10 protein-coding genes, 3 tRNA genes and 2 pseudogenes are annotated in these 16281 nt (G+C 66.6%); 12 read left to right on the forward strand and 3 right to left on the reverse strand.

Annotated elements, in window-relative coordinates; all coding sequences use genetic code 11:
• Window positions 1–5 precede the first annotated feature (5 nt).
• The 4 genes and pseudogenes from BcFMB_RS04930 to BcFMB_RS04940 all read left to right on the forward strand — a co-directional run bounded on the left by BcFMB_RS04930 (window position 6) and on the right by BcFMB_RS04940 (window position 4455).
• Window positions 6–905: a cutinase family protein gene (locus BcFMB_RS04930; RefSeq protein WP_099721192.1), complete on the forward strand. Its 900-nt coding sequence runs from the start codon at window positions 6–8 to the stop codon at window positions 903–905.
• A gap of 79 nt (window positions 906–984) precedes the next feature.
• Window positions 985–1050: pseudogene (locus tag BcFMB_RS10065) on the forward strand (zinc-ribbon domain-containing protein); the annotation flags it as partial.
• Window positions 1051–1158: 108 nt separating this feature from the next.
• Entirely contained in the window at window positions 1159–2676 is a 1518-nt protein-coding gene (locus BcFMB_RS04935) for a PASTA domain-containing protein (protein WP_232513747.1), read from the forward strand.
• A gap of 78 nt (window positions 2677–2754) precedes the next feature.
• Entirely contained in the window at window positions 2755–4455 is a 1701-nt protein-coding gene (locus BcFMB_RS04940; RefSeq protein ID WP_099721194.1) for a DUF2130 domain-containing protein, read from the forward strand.
• A gap of 91 nt (window positions 4456–4546) precedes the next feature.
• Here BcFMB_RS04940 and BcFMB_RS09535 read toward each other — a convergent pair whose 3' ends face one another.
• Window positions 4547–4951, reverse strand: coding sequence for a hypothetical protein (locus tag BcFMB_RS09535; RefSeq protein ID WP_024540895.1), 405 nt, complete (start codon window positions 4949–4951; stop codon window positions 4547–4549).
• A gap of 202 nt (window positions 4952–5153) precedes the next feature.
• Here BcFMB_RS09535 and BcFMB_RS09540 point away from each other — a divergent pair, with 202 nt between their 5' ends.
• From BcFMB_RS09540 to BcFMB_RS04960, 4 genes are all read left to right on the forward strand, one after another.
• Window positions 5154–5837, forward strand: a complete 684-nt coding sequence (locus tag BcFMB_RS09540; protein WP_157775114.1) for a DUF4190 domain-containing protein — start codon at window positions 5154–5156, stop codon at window positions 5835–5837.
• A 121-nt stretch (window positions 5838–5958) separates the two neighbouring features.
• A tRNA-Asp gene (locus BcFMB_RS04950) sits at window positions 5959–6032 on the forward strand.
• A gap of 36 nt (window positions 6033–6068) precedes the next feature.
• Window positions 6069–6142: transfer RNA gene (locus BcFMB_RS04955), tRNA-Asp, on the forward strand.
• 35 nt (window positions 6143–6177) lie between these two features.
• Window positions 6178–6253 (forward strand) — tRNA-Phe (locus BcFMB_RS04960).
• Window positions 6254–6581: 328 nt separating this feature from the next.
• Here the strand turns inward: BcFMB_RS04960 and BcFMB_RS04965 are convergent.
• Both BcFMB_RS04965 and BcFMB_RS04970 read right to left on the reverse strand, forming a co-directional pair.
• Complete coding sequence (locus BcFMB_RS04965; protein WP_099721196.1) at window positions 6582–9107, reverse strand: glycoside hydrolase family 94 protein; 2526 nt, start codon at window positions 9105–9107, stop codon at window positions 6582–6584.
• Between the two features lie 564 nt (window positions 9108–9671).
• Window positions 9672–10586: pseudogene (locus BcFMB_RS04970) on the reverse strand (glycosyltransferase family 2 protein); the annotation flags it as partial.
• Window positions 10587–10691: 105 nt separating this feature from the next.
• Here BcFMB_RS04970 and BcFMB_RS04975 point away from each other — a divergent pair.
• The 4 genes from BcFMB_RS04975 (at window position 10692) to BcFMB_RS04990 (ending at window position 16273) form a co-directional block, all read left to right on the forward strand.
• Entirely contained in the window at window positions 10692–12308 is a 1617-nt protein-coding gene (locus BcFMB_RS04975) for an AI-2E family transporter (RefSeq protein ID WP_051354830.1), read from the forward strand.
• Window positions 12308–13624: a glycosyltransferase family 2 protein gene (locus tag BcFMB_RS04980; RefSeq protein WP_024540340.1), complete on the forward strand. Its 1317-nt coding sequence runs from the start codon at window positions 12308–12310 to the stop codon at window positions 13622–13624. The genes BcFMB_RS04975 and BcFMB_RS04980 overlap by 1 nt, the downstream gene beginning before the upstream one ends.
• Before the next feature lie 94 nt (window positions 13625–13718).
• Window positions 13719–14597, forward strand: coding sequence for an ABC transporter ATP-binding protein (locus tag BcFMB_RS04985; protein WP_099721197.1), 879 nt, complete (start codon window positions 13719–13721; stop codon window positions 14595–14597).
• Window positions 14594–16273 (forward strand): ABC transporter permease, encoded by a 1680-nt coding sequence (locus BcFMB_RS04990; RefSeq protein WP_099721198.1) that lies wholly within the window; start codon window positions 14594–14596, stop codon window positions 16271–16273. The genes BcFMB_RS04985 and BcFMB_RS04990 overlap by 4 nt, the downstream gene beginning before the upstream one ends.
• Window positions 16274–16281 lie beyond the last annotated feature (8 nt).

Here is a 16281-nt window from a genome sequence, read left to right on the forward strand (position 1 = left end):
CGGGCATGCGGCACGGGCAACGCAGGCGCGGCCATCGGCGCGCGCGGATCGGGTATACGGCGATCGCGACGGCGCTCGTCTGCGCATTGACGTTCCCGGCCGCCGGATGCGGCTCATCGGACGGTCCGTCGCCGCAGCCGTCGGAGACGCCGGGCACATCCGCCGCCGCGCCGTCGCCGACGACGGACGCCGGCAAGGATTCCGGCGACGACGAGCATGCCGGCGGGGACATGCTGTTCAACGGCCCCGACCACTGGGACGGCGCCGTGGACACGTCGTGCCCGGCGGACAAGGACGTGCGGATCATCATCGTGCGCGGCACGCTCGAACCTGTCGGCAACAATTCATTGCACGAACTCGCGCGGATGATCGACGAGGCCATCGGCGGACGCGCGGCGATCGACGAGCTCGACTATCCGGCGTCATGGCGCAACGGCAGCGGGGCGCGCGGCGTCAACATGCTCGTCAAGACGCTCAACACGCAGGCCCGTACCTGCCCCGGCGTCAAGACGGTGCTGCTCGGCTACTCGCAGGGCGCGATGGTCGTCGGCGACGCGCTGAGCGACCCGCAGGCGCGCTTCAACAAGGACGACGGGCAGCGGCTGAGCGAACATGCGTTCGCGGACATCGCCGCCGTCGAACTGTTCGGCGACCCGCGCTTCGACGGCTCCGCCGACTACGGCGCCGGCAGCTACGACCGCGCGACCGACGGCATCCTCGGCGCGCGCGGCAAGGACGACCTGCGCGCGGTGCAGGGGAGGATCGTCAGCTACTGCAACGCCGACGACTTCGCATGCCAGCTCGGCGGCCACGGCGACGCGCACGGCCTGTACCGGTCGAACGGCAGCTTCGACGAAGGCGCGCAGTACGCGGCGGCGAGAATCCGCACGGCGCTCGGCGAATGACGCCGGCCGGATACTACGATGGAACCACGCATCCGATTCAATCCGGAAACACGGGAGCAACACGGGAGAGGGGAACACGATGCGATACTGCACACGATGCGGCCGGCCGCTCAAACCGGGAGCCATGTTCTGCACGAACTGCGGCGCGCCGGCGGCATCCGGAACGCCGAACGACGCGCCGGGGACTGCGGTTCCGCCGGCGCCGGGCGCTCCGACGGTCGTAGGCGCCGCGGGCGCTGCGACAGTCGCAACGGTGGCCGATCGCGCGCGCCGCAGGCTCATCATCATGATCGTGGCCGCCGTGGCCGTCATCGCGGTGGTCGCCGCCGGCATCGTCACGAAGGGGTTCGGCGCATGGAGCGAGCGGCAGATCCCGCAGTTCGAAGCCTCGGCGAAGGCCGACGACGTCGCCGCCAAGCTCGAGGGCAGCGGCATCCATGTGAAGCGGACGAAGGCGTACGGCGCCGCCAAAAAGGGCGACTACCTGCGGCTCGACGGCCATACGCCGGGCGAACGCATTGACCGCGACGAGACGGTGACGGTCGTCGAATCGCTCGGACCGGGCGTGCCGAAGGGCACCGTCGGACTGGACGAGGACAAGGCCATCGACCGGGTACGCGACATGGGCGTCCGGGTCGTGACCGTCGAGGTGCCGTCCGAGCAGGACGGCAAGGTCATCGCGACGATGCCGCAGGAGGACCATCCGGTCGTCGGCAAGGGCGGCGACCGGCAGATCGCGCTCGCCGTCGGCAGCGGCTCGACGAAGGGCATCCCGTTTGAGATCGCCGGCATGGACAAGGACAAGGCGAAGCAGCGGCTCGAATCGAAGGGCTACGACGTCACGTTGACGCCGATGATGGCCGACAAGGCGATGACCGGCAAGATCGCCGACGCCGACCCGGGCATCGGCGCGACGAGCGACGAGACGGACGTGACGCTGTACTACGGCGCGACGCCGGACGAGGTCAAGCAGGCGATGCTCGTCGACCACGACGAATCCGCCGGCAACGAATTCCACTCCTACGACGATCTGCGCATCCTGCTCGGCGACTGGTGCACCGACGGCGGCGACTGCATCACGCTCGTCGAGGACCAGCAGAACGGCCCCGCCGTCGACTACGTGCGCAGCGTGCAGATCCAGGGCAGGACCGACGCGCAGTTCGGTCTGGGCGCCTGCCCGTTCTCGCAGGGCGTCGGCATGTGCGATCCGATCAATACTCAGTATTCGCAGAGCATGATGCATTCGTTGATCGCCGGCGACAGCGGAGCCTTCGAGATCTACGACTCCTTCGCGTACGCGCCATGGTGCGGTACCCGGCAGATGGGTGGCGCAGGGTCGTGGTGCGACCACGGCACGCCGACGTCCGAGTACCCCGACGGGGATTTCACCAGCAGCGGCCTCGAATACCGGATGGGCGACTTCCTCGTCGTCGTGCCGGCCGGCGCCGACATCAAGAAACTCGAAGCCGACGGATACTTCGTGCGGGCGAAGGACGGCGACGTGAAGGAGCCGGACACGACGCGGCCGTATCTGCTGATCCGCGACCCGTCGCTCTACGACGAGACGACGGCGAGCGCCGACGGCACCCATCCACGCAATCCCTTCGTCTATGATTCGGCGACGGAGAACAAGAAGCTCGTGCCCTTCGCGCCGGCGCCGAGCGAGCAGGTCGCCTATTACAAGGTGCAGCCGGACTCGACGTGGTTGGACTACGACAACAACGAGACGATGGTGTGCCAGGACGGCGGCTGCCCGCCGAAGACGAAGTAGGACCCCCGATGGCGCCGTCATGCCGGCGGCGCCATCAGCATCGACGACAACGGCAACGAACCATCAGAGAGGGAAACGATGGACCATACGATCATCTGTCCGCACTGCCACACGCAGTTCGCGATCGACGAGGACGACTACGCCGACATCCTGCAGCAGGTGCGCGGCGCCGCGATTGACGAGGAGGTCGACAAGCGCAGCACGCTCATCAGGCAGCAGGCCGACGCGGAACTCAAGCAGGCGCGCAGCGAGGCGCAGGCCGAACTCGACCAGATGCGCACGAAGCACGAGGCCGAAACGGACGCGCTCAAGGCGCAGCTCACCGCCCGGATCGAGCATATGAAACTCGAGAAGGACGGTCAGATCAAGGAACTCAAGGCGCAGCTCGAGTCGGCGCAGCGCGAATCGACGGCCGAACGCGACGCCGCGCTCGAACAGCTGCGCGGCGAGCACACGCGTCAGGAGGCGGACGACAAGGCGACGATCGCCGCGCTCAAGGAACGCATCGAACGCGACGCGCAGCAGGCCAAGGACGACAAGGAGGCGGCACTCGAGCAGTCGAGGATCAAGCATCAGGCCGAAACGGACGCGCTCAAGGCGCAGCTCGAGGCGGCACGCCAGCAGGAGGACGCTCGCCGCGACGCCGCAATGCTCAAGGCGACGTCGGATTACGAGGCGCGCATCGCCGCGCTCAACGCGAAGATCGAACAGGCCGACGTGCACAAGCAGCTCGAGGTGCGCGAGGCGGTCGCCGAAGCCGAGAAGGAACGCGACGACCTCAGGCATTCGCTCGAGCAGGAGCAGTACAAGCGCGAGCTCGACAAGCAGTCGATCACCGACAAGTACGAGTCGCAGCTGCAGATGAGCGAGGAACAGCACCGCAAGGAGCTCGCACTGCGCGACGACGAGATCGAACGGCTCAAGGACTTCAAGACGCGGCAGTCGACGAAGATGGTCGGCGAATCGCTCGAACAGCACTGCATGAACGAGTTCAACAAGGTGCGCATGGGCCTGTTCCCGGGTGCGTACTTCGACAAGGACAACGACGCGCGCACCGGCAGCAAGGGCGACTTCATCTTCCGTGACTACGACGAGGACGGCGACGAGTACATCTCGATCATGTTCGAGATGAAGAACGAGATGGAGTCGACCGAGAAGAAGCACAAGAACGCGGACTTCTTCAAGGAGCTCGACAAGGACAGGAAGGAGAAGGGCTGCGAATACGCGGTGCTCGTCAGCATGCTCGAGGCGGACAGCGAGCTCTACAACGCCGGCATCGTCGACGTCTCGTACGAGTGCGACAAGATGTACGTCATCCGCCCGCAGTTCTTCATTCCGTTGATCACGCTGCTGCGCAACGCGGCGCGCAAATCGGTGGACCTGCGCCGCGAGGTCGAGCAGATGCGCCGGCAGAACGTCGACGTGACCGGATTCGAGGACAAGCTCAACGACTTCCGCGACCGCTTCGGCAAGAACTTCGATCTGGCGGCGCGGCACTACCAGGAGGCGATCAAGCGCATCGACAACGCGATTCGGGAGCTGCAGAAGACGCGCGACGAACTCGCCGGCTCGGAACGCCAGCTCGAACTGGCGAACAACAAGGCGCAGGACCTGACGATCCGCAAGCTCACCTGGGGCAACCCGACGATGCGCGAGAAGTTCGCCGACGCGCGCGAGGCGAAGGCGGCGAACGAGGGGCGCGGACGGCACGCACGCATCACGGACGAGGTCGAGGCGCAGGTCGTCGACGACGCCGCCGACGACGCGGACGTCGGGTGACGCCCCGCGGCGGCCGGCGATGACGGCAGGGGCCGGAACGACGGATCATGTCGCTCCGGCCCCTGCCGCATGGGTCGCTGCCGCGTTACGCTCAGCGGCGCAGCGCATCGTGCGCGCGGCCGAAGGCGTCCTGCGCGTCGTCGCGCATGTCGCGCACATGCGTCGAGATCGTCTTGACGGCCTTGCGCACGTCCTCGTTCTCGGAGACGAGCTCCGGCACGCGCTTCACGTTGCGTCTGAGCTCCTCGAAGTCACGACGCAGCTCATGCGCCTCGCGATGCTCGCGATTGCGCGCGACGAGCCAGCAGATCGCGCCGATGAGCAGCACGCCGCAGACGATGCCGCAGATGACGGCGGCGATGTTCACGTTGTGCTTCGAGGCGTCGACGTCCGCCTCGTCGGGATTGTCGTCCGGATCATGCAGCTCGTCGAGCTCGGTGTCGCTCAGCTCGTCGGGATACTTCGTCGGATCGACTGCCGTGGTCTTGTTCGCCATGATTGCCTCTTCCTTTCATTCGTCGGTACGGCTCACGATGTCCGCTGCTTCCACGGTACGAGTCGCACGGCGCGAGCGGGGGCGAGTATTCTCACGGCTGCACCGAATAATCCGCGCCGCCGATCCGCACGGGGTCCACACCGATGCCTACCCAGTGGAGCGGGCGTCGCGTTCGGCGGTCGGATTCGCTAGAGTGGGTCGCATGAACGAAGACTATTCTCAGCACAACGACGCCCCGCAGCCGATGGACTACGCGCAGCAGGGCGGCTATGACAACGCCGCGGCGCCGCAGAACGGCTACGCCGCAGGACAGGAATCGTACGGCGCCCCGCAGCCGGCGTACGGCGAGCAGCAGCAGCCGGCCTATCAGGCGCCGCAGCCGCTGCCGCAGGGCTTCTACGGCGCGCCGGGCGGCGCCTACACGGGGCCGTCCACGCCGTATCCGGGCGCGCCGCAGTACTATGCGGGCGGCGAGACCGATCCGGGCGCACGCTGGAGCGCGCTGTGCATCATCGGCTTCATCCTCTCGTTCCTGATGCCGATCGCGGGCCTCATCATCTCGATCATCGCGCTCGTGCGCATCAGGCGCACCGGCGAGAAGAGCCGCGGCATGGCGATCGCCGGCACGATCATCGGCGCCGTCCTCACCGTGCTGTCGATCGTGGGCATCGCGATCCTCGTGTGGGCCGTCAACGCGATGGACGTCAAGGTCGTCGAGAACGGCGACGATCTGCAGGTGTGCATCAACAACGAATGCACGTCGACGGACTACGACTACTACGACGACTTCCCGCACGGCGACGAGACCGCGTTCGAGAACGACGACATGGCCTCGCGCCTGCCGGACGCCACGGCTTCGAAGATCGTCTACGAACTCGCGATGTGAGTCCCGCGATCCACGGCGTGAGCCTTGCGATATCGGGCGACACGCCGTGAGTTGCGCTCTGGTGTCATTTCGGTAATATATACATCTGTTGTCGCGGTGAGCTTCTCACTGCGAAGAACACGGCCCCGTAGCTCAGTTGGTTAGAGCGCCGCCCTGTCACGGCGGAGGTCACCGGTTCAAGTCCGGCCGGGGTCGCTTGGTCAGAGAGAGGGTTTCCTCTTCATGATTCAAGGCCGCGTAGCTCAGTTGGTTAGAGCGCCGCCCTGTCACGGCGGAGGTCGCCGGTTCAAGTCCGGTCGTGGTCGCGAAATCTACAGGACTTCGGTCCGGTAGAGTTCATGGCTCTGTAGCTCAGTTGGTAGAGCGAACGACTGAAAATCGTTAGGTCAGCGGATCGACGCCGCTCGGAGCCACCACTGGAGAACCCCTCCGCATCGATGATGCGGAGGGGTTCTCGCATTGTATGCGGATGCGACGTTCGGTCGCTCCAGAGGGGGCGACCGCATGGGGTGCGGTTCGCGTCAATGGAGTTCGCTGCCGCACCCCGTGGCGAACGTGTCGGGTGCGGTTCGTGTCGGGGGTGTTCGCGGAGGCGGTGTCTGGCGAACGTGTCGGGTGCGGTTCATGTCGGGGGTGTTCGCAAACTGCCGCATGACTGCGCGCGTACGCGGATGGCCTGCGATCCGGGGAGGCGGACCGCGGGCCATCGGTCATGTGCGCGGGGAGGGAAAGGAGGGAAAGAGGTCAGATCGTCAGCGCGACGTGGACCTCCTTCGTGCCCGGGTCGGCGATCGGCACGACGTTGCCCGTGACGGCCTTGCCGTCGACGGTGAGCGACGGCGCGCCGGTGCGCGTCACGTCGATGATGTAGCGCGTGCCGCGCCATGCGCGCTCGATGTGCAGCTCGGTGAAGTCGGCGGGCATGTGCGGGTCGAGCAGCAGGCCGTCGAAGGTCGGACGCACGCCGAGCAGGTACTGCGAGACGTCGACGAAGGTCCATGCGGCGGTGCCGGTCAGCCACGAGTTCTTGCCCTCGCCGGGGGCGTGCGATTCCGGTCCTGCGACCATCTGGCAGTAGACGTAGGGCTCGGTACGGTGGATCTGCGAGAACTCCTCGGTGTACGCCGGGCAGGTGCGCGTGTAGACGGCGAAGGCCTCGTCGTCGTTGCCGATGAGCGCGTTCGCGATCGAGATCCACGGGTTGTTGTGGCAGAAGATGCCGCCGTTCTCCTTGTAGCCGCGCGGATACGAGGAGATCTCGCCGAGCTCGATGCGGTAGGTCGAATAGGCGGGCGCGAGGATCGCCGTGCCCCAGCGGCAGGTGAGCAGCTTCTTCGTCGAGGCGAGCGCCTGCGCGGCGCGGCCGTCGTCGACGCCGATGCCCGCCATCACGCACATGCCCTGCGGTTCGATGTAGATGCGTCCTTCGGTGTCCTCGCTCGTGCCGACCGGATTGCCGTTCGCGTCGTAGGCGCGGCGGAACCATGCGCCATCCCAGCCGGCGTCGAGCGTCGCCTCGCGCACCTGCGCTATCGCTTCGCGCATGTCGGCGACCTCGGCGCGCACGGCGTCGCCGTCCATGCCGCAGGCCTCGCCGAAGCGTTCGAGGATCTGCGCGTACTGCTCGCCGTAGAGCACGAACATGCCGGCGATGAACACCGATTCGGCGATGCCGGTGTCGTTGTTCTTGACGGTCTGGAAGCTTTCGCCCGGCGTCGACGAGAAACAGTTGAGGTTGAGACAGTCGTTCCAGTCGGCGCGGCCGATGAGCGGCAGTCCGTGCGGGCCGCGGTGCGTCATCGTGAAGCGCACGGAACGGCGCAGATGCTCGAGCAGCGGCTGTTCGGAGCCCTCCTTGTTGTCGAACTGCGCCGGCGTGCGCAGGATCGAGTCGTCGCCGGTCTCGTTGAGGTAGGCGAAGACGGATGCGACGAGCCACAGCGGGTCGTCGTTGAAGCCGCCGCCGATGTCGGCGTTGCCCTGCTTCGTCAGCGGCTGGTACTGGTGCCATGCCGAGCCGTCGGGAAGCTGCGTCGAGGCGATGTCGATGATGCGTCCCCTGGCGCGTTCGGGGATCATATGCACGAAGCCGAGCAGGTCCTGGTTCGAGTCGCGGAAGCCCATGCCGCGTCCCATGCCGGATTCGTAGTACGAGGCGGAGCGCGACAGGTTGAACGTGACCATGCACTGGTACTGGTTCCAGATGTTGACCATGCGGTCGAGCTTCTCGTCGCCGGTCCTCACCTGGAATCCGTCGAGCAGCGACGCCCAGTATCCGTTGAGCTCGTCGAGCGCGGCGTCGACCTTCTCGACGGTGTCGAAGCGCGCGAAGAGCGCGTGCGCCGGGCGCTTGTTGATGATGCCGACCTTCGCCGGATCGTCCGGATCCTCCCATTTCTCGTCGTCGGCGACCTCGATGTAGCCGAGCATGAACACGAGCGACGCGCTCTGCCCGGGCATGAGACGCACGCGCACGCGCGGCGCGGCGATCGGCGACCATCCGTAGGCGACCGAGTCGTGGGCACGTCCTTCGGCGATGACCTGCGGCGAGTCCCATCCGTTGAATTTGCCGAGGAATTCGTCGCGCACCGTGTCGTAGCCGACCGTCGGCTCGTTCACCGAGTAGAACGCGTAGTGGTTGCGGCGCTCCTTGAACTCGGTCTTGTGGTAGATCAGCGTCGCCTCGTCGCTCTGTTCGATCTCGACCTCGCCGGTCGACAGGTTGCGCTGGAAGTTGCTCGCGTCGTCGACGGCGTTCCACAGGCACCATTCGACGCATGCGGTCGCGTCGACGATTTTTTCGGCGTCGGTCGTGTTCGTCAACGTGAGCTTGTTGATCTCGGCCGGCGTGTGCAGCGGGACGAAGGCGGTCAGTTCGGAGTCGATGCCGGCGTAGGAGGCTCGGAAGACGCTGTAGCCCATGCCGTGGCGGCATTCGTAGGAGTCGAGCGGCGTCTTGAGCGGCAGGAAGGTCGGCGACCAGCTGGCGACCGGCCTGAGCGCGGCGTCGGCGGCCGGCTCGGCGCCGTCGTCCGGCTCCATCAGCGTCAGGTAGAAGCTGCGCGCGCCCTCGTCGGCGGGGACGCCGTTGTAGCGGTAGCGCGTGATGCGGCGCAGCTTCGCGTCCTTGTAGAACGAGTAGCCGCCGGCCGTGTTCGAGATGAGGGAGAAGAAGTCCTCGTTGCCGAGGTAGTTGATCCAGGGGAGCGGCGTCGCCGGGGTTTCGATCACGTATTCCCTGCGTGCGTCGTCGAAGTGGCCGTATTTCACCGTGTCCGGTCCTTTCTGCCGTGCGTGCGCGTCATGGGGAGGGCGACGGCGACGCTGCCGACGTTGTCAACTCGACGATCGAGTTGGTTCATTGATGAAACTATATATAGTACGACGGTAAAACAAAATCGCGGCAGGACGTCGGTGTGTCGCGCGGCGGCGTATCAAATCCGTGACGGCGCATCGTTCCGCGGTGGCGCGTCGCACGCCGACTGCGCCCGAACGCACGACGCCCCGCCGCGGAACGAGAACCGCAGGCGGGGCGTCGTGCTGAATGATGGGGGGGACGGCGACGGTCGCGGGATGTCAGTCCCTCGTGCCGGCGTCGTGGTCGGCGGAGGCGTCGGCGCCCCTGTCGCTCGTCGCGACGGGGATCGCCGGTCCGTTGGCCGCCACGGCCTGCTCGGCCGCGTCGACCGCGTCGCGCTCGGCTTCGGCGGCGCCGTCGCGCATGTCCTCGGCCGCGGCCGCCGGTGTCTCCGCCGTCAGTCCGTCGGCCGCCTCGACCTCGTCGTCGAGAAGAAGGTCGCCGGTGACCTCGTCGATGCCGGGCACATCGGTGGGTTCCTCCTCGACGAGCTCGTCGATGCCGGGCAGGTCGGCGAGCGAATCGCCCTGCTCGCGCGCGAGCTTGGCCTGTTCGCGGAACCAGATGCGCAGCGCCGGGTTGATGTCCCTCGACTCGAGGTACTGCTGGTAGACCGGGAACAGTGCGTGCAGCCACGGATACATCAGATACAGCGTGCGCTCGGACTTGCGCTTGCGCCAGTGCTGCGGATGCGCCTCGAAGGTGTTCTTGAAACGCTTCATGTAGTTGCGGAACGACTTGAACGACGTGTCCATGCGGCGCGCCGAGATGCCGCAGATCATGCGCTCCGAATAGACGGTCTTGAAGCCGCGGCCGAGCAGATGCAGCGAGACGTCGATGTCCTCGTGCATGACGTCCTCGCGGTCGCGGCACACCTCGCCGGCGATCTGGTGCCACGCACTCGCGCGCAGCGCCATGTTCGAGCCGAACAGCAGCACCTTGCCGCCGTCGGCGCGGAACGTGTGGCGGCGCACGCTGTCGTCGCCGCGCAGCGAGATGCGGCGCGCCGGCATGTCGTAGTAGGTGACCGGGCCGGTCGCGCCCATCGCGTCCCTGTCCTCGGTGAAGATCCCGGCGACGACCTCGACCCAGTCCGGCTTGAGCATGCAGTCGGCGTCGACGCGGCCGAGCACGTCGCCGGTCGCCGCGTTGAGGCCGAAGTTGCGCGTCGGGATGAGCCCCTGCTCCTCGTCTTGGTGCAGCAGCTTGATCGGCGCCTGCGGATGCTCGCGCATATAGCGCTCGACGACAGCGACCGTGTCGTCGGTGGATCGGTTGTCGACAACGATGACCTCGTGCGGCGTCACCGTCTGGCGCAGCGCGTTGTCGAGGCAGTCGGTGATGCGGTCCTGCTCGTTCCACGCCGGGATGATGATCGATACTTTCAGCATGGTTCAAGGATATGTGCGCGACCGTACAGTGCGCGCCGTGCGCCGGGGCCTTCGCCCCGCGCCTGTGCTTTAATGAGGGGCATGAGCGAGCCACAGACCGAAGAGATGCCCGGCGGGGCCGGCGCGCAGCGCGCGACCGGCCCCGAGGGCGGCGAAAAGAAGAAGATCGACGTCTCGTCGCTGTTTCCGGCGAAGGGCGACCCGCGGCGTCCGCCCGAATGGTACGGACGCGCGCTGCTGTACACGGCGATCGCCGTCTTCCTCGCCTGGTTCGCGTACACGTCGTGGTTCAAGATCACCTATCTCGTCTTCGACATCGTCATCGCGCTGTTCCTCGCGCTGTCCGTCGAACCGCTGATCATCCGCCTCATCAAGCACGGCTGGCGTCGCGGCGTCGCGGCCGTGACGTGCCTCGTCGGCCTCATCATCATCGTCATCACATTGCTCGCATTGTTCGGCAACATGTTCGTCCAGCAGATGATCTCGATGGTGCGCGGCTTCCCCGACCTGTACAACCAGCTCGCCGCGTTCGTCAGCGAGAAGACCGACTTCAAGATCCCCGAGATGAACGACCTCGGCGGCGAGATCATCAAGAACATCCACGGTAACTGGGTGACCGACTTCGCCGGCCAGGCCTTCAGCACGACGATCGGCGTCTTCTCGAGCCTGCTCAACTTCATCACGGCGCTCATGGTCGCCTTCTACATCGCGATCGCCGGCCCGCGCCTGCGCCGCAGCCTGTGCAAGTGGATCGCGCCGAGCTCGCAGCGCCGCTTCCTGATGACGTGGACCGTCGTGCAGGAGCAGATCTCCGGATTCCTGTTCTCCCGTTCGATCCTCGCCGCGATCAACGCCGCTTGCACCGCCGTGTTCCTGATGATCATCAAGGTGCCGTACTGGCTGCCGCTCGCGCTGTTCTGCGGCATCGTCTCCCAGTTCATCCCGACGATCGGCACCTATCTGGGCGGCGCGCTGCCGGTCATGTTTGCATGGGGCGAGCGCGGCATCGGCTACGCGGTCGGCGTCGTCGTGTTCATCACGATCTACCAGCAGATCGAGAACCTGCTGCTGTCGCCGAAGATCTCGGAGCGCACGATGGACATCAACCCGTGCATCGCGTTCCTGTCGGTGCTGCTCTTTGGATCGATCTTCGGCGCGCTCGGCGCGTTCCTCGCGCTGCCGATCACGGCGAGCATACAGGTGCTGCTCAAGGTCTCGATGAAGCAGTACCCGCTCGTCGACGTACCGCTGATGAACGACCCGACGACGAAGAAGAAGTCGAGGATGGTCGAGGCGGCCGACGCGATCAACGAGCACGTGTTCAAGCCGATGGGCGAGCACATGCCGGGGCCGCGCCAGGCGAAGGGCTCGTCGGCGCACGTCTCCTTCGACGACGAGGCGATCGCGCAGCTGCGCGAGGCCGCCTACGGCGACTCCGCCGCGCATGTCACCGCCGATTCGCCGACCGTCGCGATCCCCAAGCGCATCCTCGACTCCGGCCACCACCGAGGCCTCAACGGCGTCGGCGACGAGACGGAGAACGAAGGCGCCGCGAAGGGCGGCGACGAGGAGCCGAAGGGCGCCGCCGCGGCCGCTTCGCCCGCAGCCGACGCTTCCATCGACGCGGCACGGCCGGTAGAATCGGAAGGCGGCAAGCAAGACAACAAGAAGAGACGTTCCGGGTCCAAGGGCCCGGACAATCCAAGGAGTCATTGGCGCTGATGGTGCTGCTCAACGTTCTGGACATCCTGCTCATCGTCGCCGGCGGCGTCGGCATGATCTATCAGGGTGTGTGCATCCTGATCTCGCTGTTCGCCAAACCGACCACGTTCCCGGAAGCGCCGATGGACAAGCGTTACGCGGTCCTCGTCTCGGCGCGCAACGAGCGCGCCGTCATCGGCAACCTCATCCGCGACATCCAGACGCAGACGTACCTGTCCGCGCTCATCGACATCTGGCTCGTCGCCGACAACTGCACCGACGACACGGCGCAGATCGCGCGCGACCTCGGCTGCAACGTCGTCGAACGCTTCGACCAGACGAAGGTCGGCAAGGGGTACGCGCTGACCTACCTGCTCGACACGATGATCGACGACGGCACGGCCGACCGCTACGACGCGTTCTTCGTCTTCGACGCCGACAACCGCCTCGACGAGCACTACTTCGAGGAGATGAACAAGGGCTTCCAGGCCGGCTTCCGCATCCTGACGAGCTACCGCAACTCGGTCAATCTCTCCGACAACTGGGTCTCGTCGGGTTCGGCGCTGTGGTTCATCCGCGAATCCAGGTTCGTCAGCGCCTCGCGCATGTGGCTCGGCAACAGCTGCCACGTCGGCGGCACCGGCTTCATGTTCTCGCAGGGCGTCATGCGCCGCAACAAGGGATGGAAGTTCCATCTGCTCACCGAGGACCTCGAGTTCACGATGGACTCGGTGCTGCACGGCGACCGCATCGGCTATGTGGGCTCGGCGATCCTCTACGACGAGCAGCCGGTCACCTTCGCGCAGAGCTGGCGCCAGCGCCTGCGCTGGAGCAAGGGCTTCCTGCAGGTCTTCCGCTACTACGGCCCCGCGCTGATCCGGCGCGCGATCCATGAGCGCGACTTCTCGTGCATCGACTTCACGCTGCTGCTGTGCCCGTTCATGCTGCTCGCGATGATCCGCATCGCGCTCGGCGCGATCTACGCGGCCTTCGGCTTCGTCTCATGGTCGAGCCAGCTCGGTTCGCTGTTCAACTGGATGAACGGCATCGTCTGGTCGCTGCTGTTCATGATGGCACTCGCCGCGCTGACAATCGTCGTCGAACGCAAGCAGATCGGCGCGACGAACAAGGAGCTGTTCGCCTATGTGCTCAGCTTCCCGATCTACATGCTCAGCTATGTGCCGATCTCGTTCCAGGCCATCTTCTCGAAGGCGCAGTGGAAGCCGATCGAGCACAAGGGCGGCACACCGGACAACAAGGAGCTCGAAGAGGAGAGGTCCGCGGACGAGGCAGCCGCTGCTGGCAAGCAGGAAGCCTCTGTCGGCAACGCCGCGTAGCCGGTGCCGCCCGCCACGCCCCGTGGACACGGTTCCGCCCACGAGCTGAGACGGGCTTTTCGGCCCCGCCGATGTGTGCAATAGTGTGGCAGGCATGAGTGCAGTTTCCCCGAGGCCGGCGCCGGGCGCGCCCGATCCGCGTCTGTTCGCCACCGATCCGCATATGGCCGTCTCGATGCGCGGCCTGTTCAAACGCTTCGACGACAAGGTGGCCGTGGACGGCCTGTCGCTCGACATCCCGGTTGGCTCGTTCTACGGCCTCGTCGGCCCCAACGGCGCCGGCAAGACGACGACGATCAACATGTTCACCGGCATGCTCGTGCCGGACGCCGGCACGGCATCGATCCTCGGCCATGACGTGTGGGCCGACACGGCGCACGCCAAGCGCCTCATCGGCCTGATGCCGCAGCCCGACCAGATCTTCACGACGCTCACCGGCATGCAGCTGCTCGTCTACGCCGGCATGCTGCGCGGCATGGGCCGCGCCGAGGCGTCGCGCCGCGGCGCCGACCTGCTCGCCGCCTTCGACCTGACCGAATCGGCGAACGTCATGGTGCGCGACTATTCGGCCGGCATGACGAAGAAGATCTGCCTGGCGACGGCGATGATCCACAGCCCGCGCATCCTCGTGCTCGACGAGCCCTTCGAGGCCGTCGACCCGATCTCGAGCGCGAACATCAAGGACATCCTCGTCGAATACGTCGCGACCGGCGGCACCGTCATCATCTCGTCGCACGTCATGGCGCTCGTCGAACGCATGTGCACGCACGTCGCCGTCATCAACCGCGGCCGCGTCGTCGCGGCGGGCACCGTCGACGCCGTCGCGGCCGGCGAGGACCTCGAGGAGCGTTTCCTGCAGCTCGTCGGCGGCCGTCACGGCGCCGCGCACATCGCATGGCTCGACGGCGGCAAGAACGGCGAATCCGCCGATGCCGATGCCGTCGTCGCCGCGACCGAAGGCGGCGCGCGATGAGCGGGGCGGCCTCCGGGACGCCGCCGGCGCCCGAGGCGATGGCGCAGCCGCCGGTCGGCACCTTCGTGCGGCTGCGCTGGGCGATCACGATGGCGACGATCAGACGCTCGGTCTGGCAGCTCGTCGGCTTCATCGTCACGTTGATCATCGCCGCCAGCTGCATCGGCGGCGCACTGGTCGGCGGCATCGTGCTCGGCATGCAGACCGATCCGCTCGTCGGCGTCGTGCTGCGCATCGCGGTGCCGCTCGCCGGCGCCTTCGCGATCCTGCTCGCCGTCATCATCCAGCTGATGATCGTCGGCGAGAACTCGACGATGACGCCCGACAACTTCGCGATCTACGGCATCGACGACCGCCGGCTGACGACCGGGCTCGTCGCCGCCGGCCTCGCCGGGCCGACCGGACTGACCTTCCTTGCATGCCTGCTCGCGTTCGCACCCGCCTACGCCCATTTCGGCGCCGCATCCGTCGCGGCCGCCGTGCTCGCCGCGTTCGTCGTCATCGCCACGGCGATGCTGTGCTCGAAGGCGCTGCTGTCGCTCTTCGGCGTCCTCGTGCGCTCGCAGGCCGGCAAGAACATGTTCTACATCGTCATGATGGTCGTCATCATACTGCTCGCCGAGGCGCCGAGCATGATGATGGCGTCGCTTGACACGGCCGGCGCGGCAATCGACGTGCATCACATGGCGCAAGCCTCGTCGGTCGTCGGCTGGACGCCGCTCGGCGCGCCGTTCATGCTGCCCTTCGACGCCGCCGACGGCGCTTGGGGCGCCTTCGCCGCCCACCTGCTCATCGCCGGCGCAACCTGCGCCGTGTGCTGGTGGCTGACGATGTGGTGCCTGCACTACGCGCGCACCCACGACGCCGCCGTCTCCGGAGGCAGGGCGGAGAAGGGCCTCGGCATGTTCACACGGATGCCCGATTCGCCGTCCGGCGCCGTGACCGCGCGCCTGCTGTGCATGCTCCGTCGCGACCCGCGCCAGTCGGTCATGTTCGTCATGCCGCTGCTCATCGTCTTCATCTTCGCGTTCATGGGACGCCAGATCGGCGACTGGTACGTGTGGACCGGCATGATCGTCAGCTGCATGATGTTCGCGATCGCCGAGGCGAACGGCCTCGGCTACGACGGCCGCGGCTTCGCGATGGAGGTCATCTGCGGCGTGCGCGCCGTCGACGACCGCCGCGGCCGCGCCCGCGCCTATGTGCTCGTCGCGACGCTGAGCATCATCGTGCTGTTCGTCATCTCGATGGCCTGCTCCGGCTTCTGGCGCACGCCCGCCGGCTGGCTGCAGGGCCTGACGATCGGCGTATGCGGATGGTCGTGGACGCTCGCGACGATCGGCGTGGCCGAGGCGATGAACCCGGTCTTCATGTATCCGACGCCGTCGCTCGAGAAGCCGTTCAGCACGCCCCAGGGCCGCGGCGCGGCGCAGATGTTCATCCCGCTGCTGCAGATGCTGCTGTTCGTCGCCGTCATGATCCCGACGGTCGGCGTCATCGCCGGCCTCGGCTTCGGCGGCGCGTTCGACCGGTGGTATCCGGTCCTCATCCCGGTCGCGCTCGCCAACGGCGTAGGCGTCCTGTGGCTTGGTACATGGCTGGGGGCTAAGCTGTTGGAGCGCCGCAAACTCAAGGTCCTCGACACGTTGGACGGATTCGCGGCGCTGCAGCAGTGATCTTCGCG

This window comes from Bifidobacterium choerinum (genome assembly GCF_002761235.1).
Lineage (GTDB): Bacteria > Actinomycetota > Actinomycetes > Actinomycetales > Bifidobacteriaceae > Bifidobacterium > Bifidobacterium choerinum.

Coding starts and splice junctions, on each gene's coding strand:
- BcFMB_RS04930 (WP_099721192.1), top strand. CDS start 6: ATGCGGCACGGGCAACGCAGGCGCGGCCATCGGCGCGCGCGGATCGGG.
- BcFMB_RS04940 (WP_099721194.1), top strand. CDS start 2,755: ATGGACCATACGATCATCTGTCCGCACTGCCACACGCAGTTCGCGATC.
- BcFMB_RS09535 (WP_024540895.1), bottom strand. CDS start 4,951: ATGGCGAACAAGACCACGGCAGTCGATCCGACGAAGTATCCCGACGAG.
- BcFMB_RS09540 (WP_157775114.1), top strand. CDS start 5,154: ATGAACGAAGACTATTCTCAGCACAACGACGCCCCGCAGCCGATGGAC.
- BcFMB_RS04975 (WP_051354830.1), top strand. CDS start 10,692: ATGCCCGGCGGGGCCGGCGCGCAGCGCGCGACCGGCCCCGAGGGCGGC.
- BcFMB_RS04980 (WP_024540340.1), top strand. CDS start 12,308: ATGGTGCTGCTCAACGTTCTGGACATCCTGCTCATCGTCGCCGGCGGC.
- BcFMB_RS04985 (WP_099721197.1), top strand. CDS start 13,719: ATGAGTGCAGTTTCCCCGAGGCCGGCGCCGGGCGCGCCCGATCCGCGT.
- BcFMB_RS04990 (WP_099721198.1), top strand. CDS start 14,594: ATGAGCGGGGCGGCCTCCGGGACGCCGCCGGCGCCCGAGGCGATGGCG.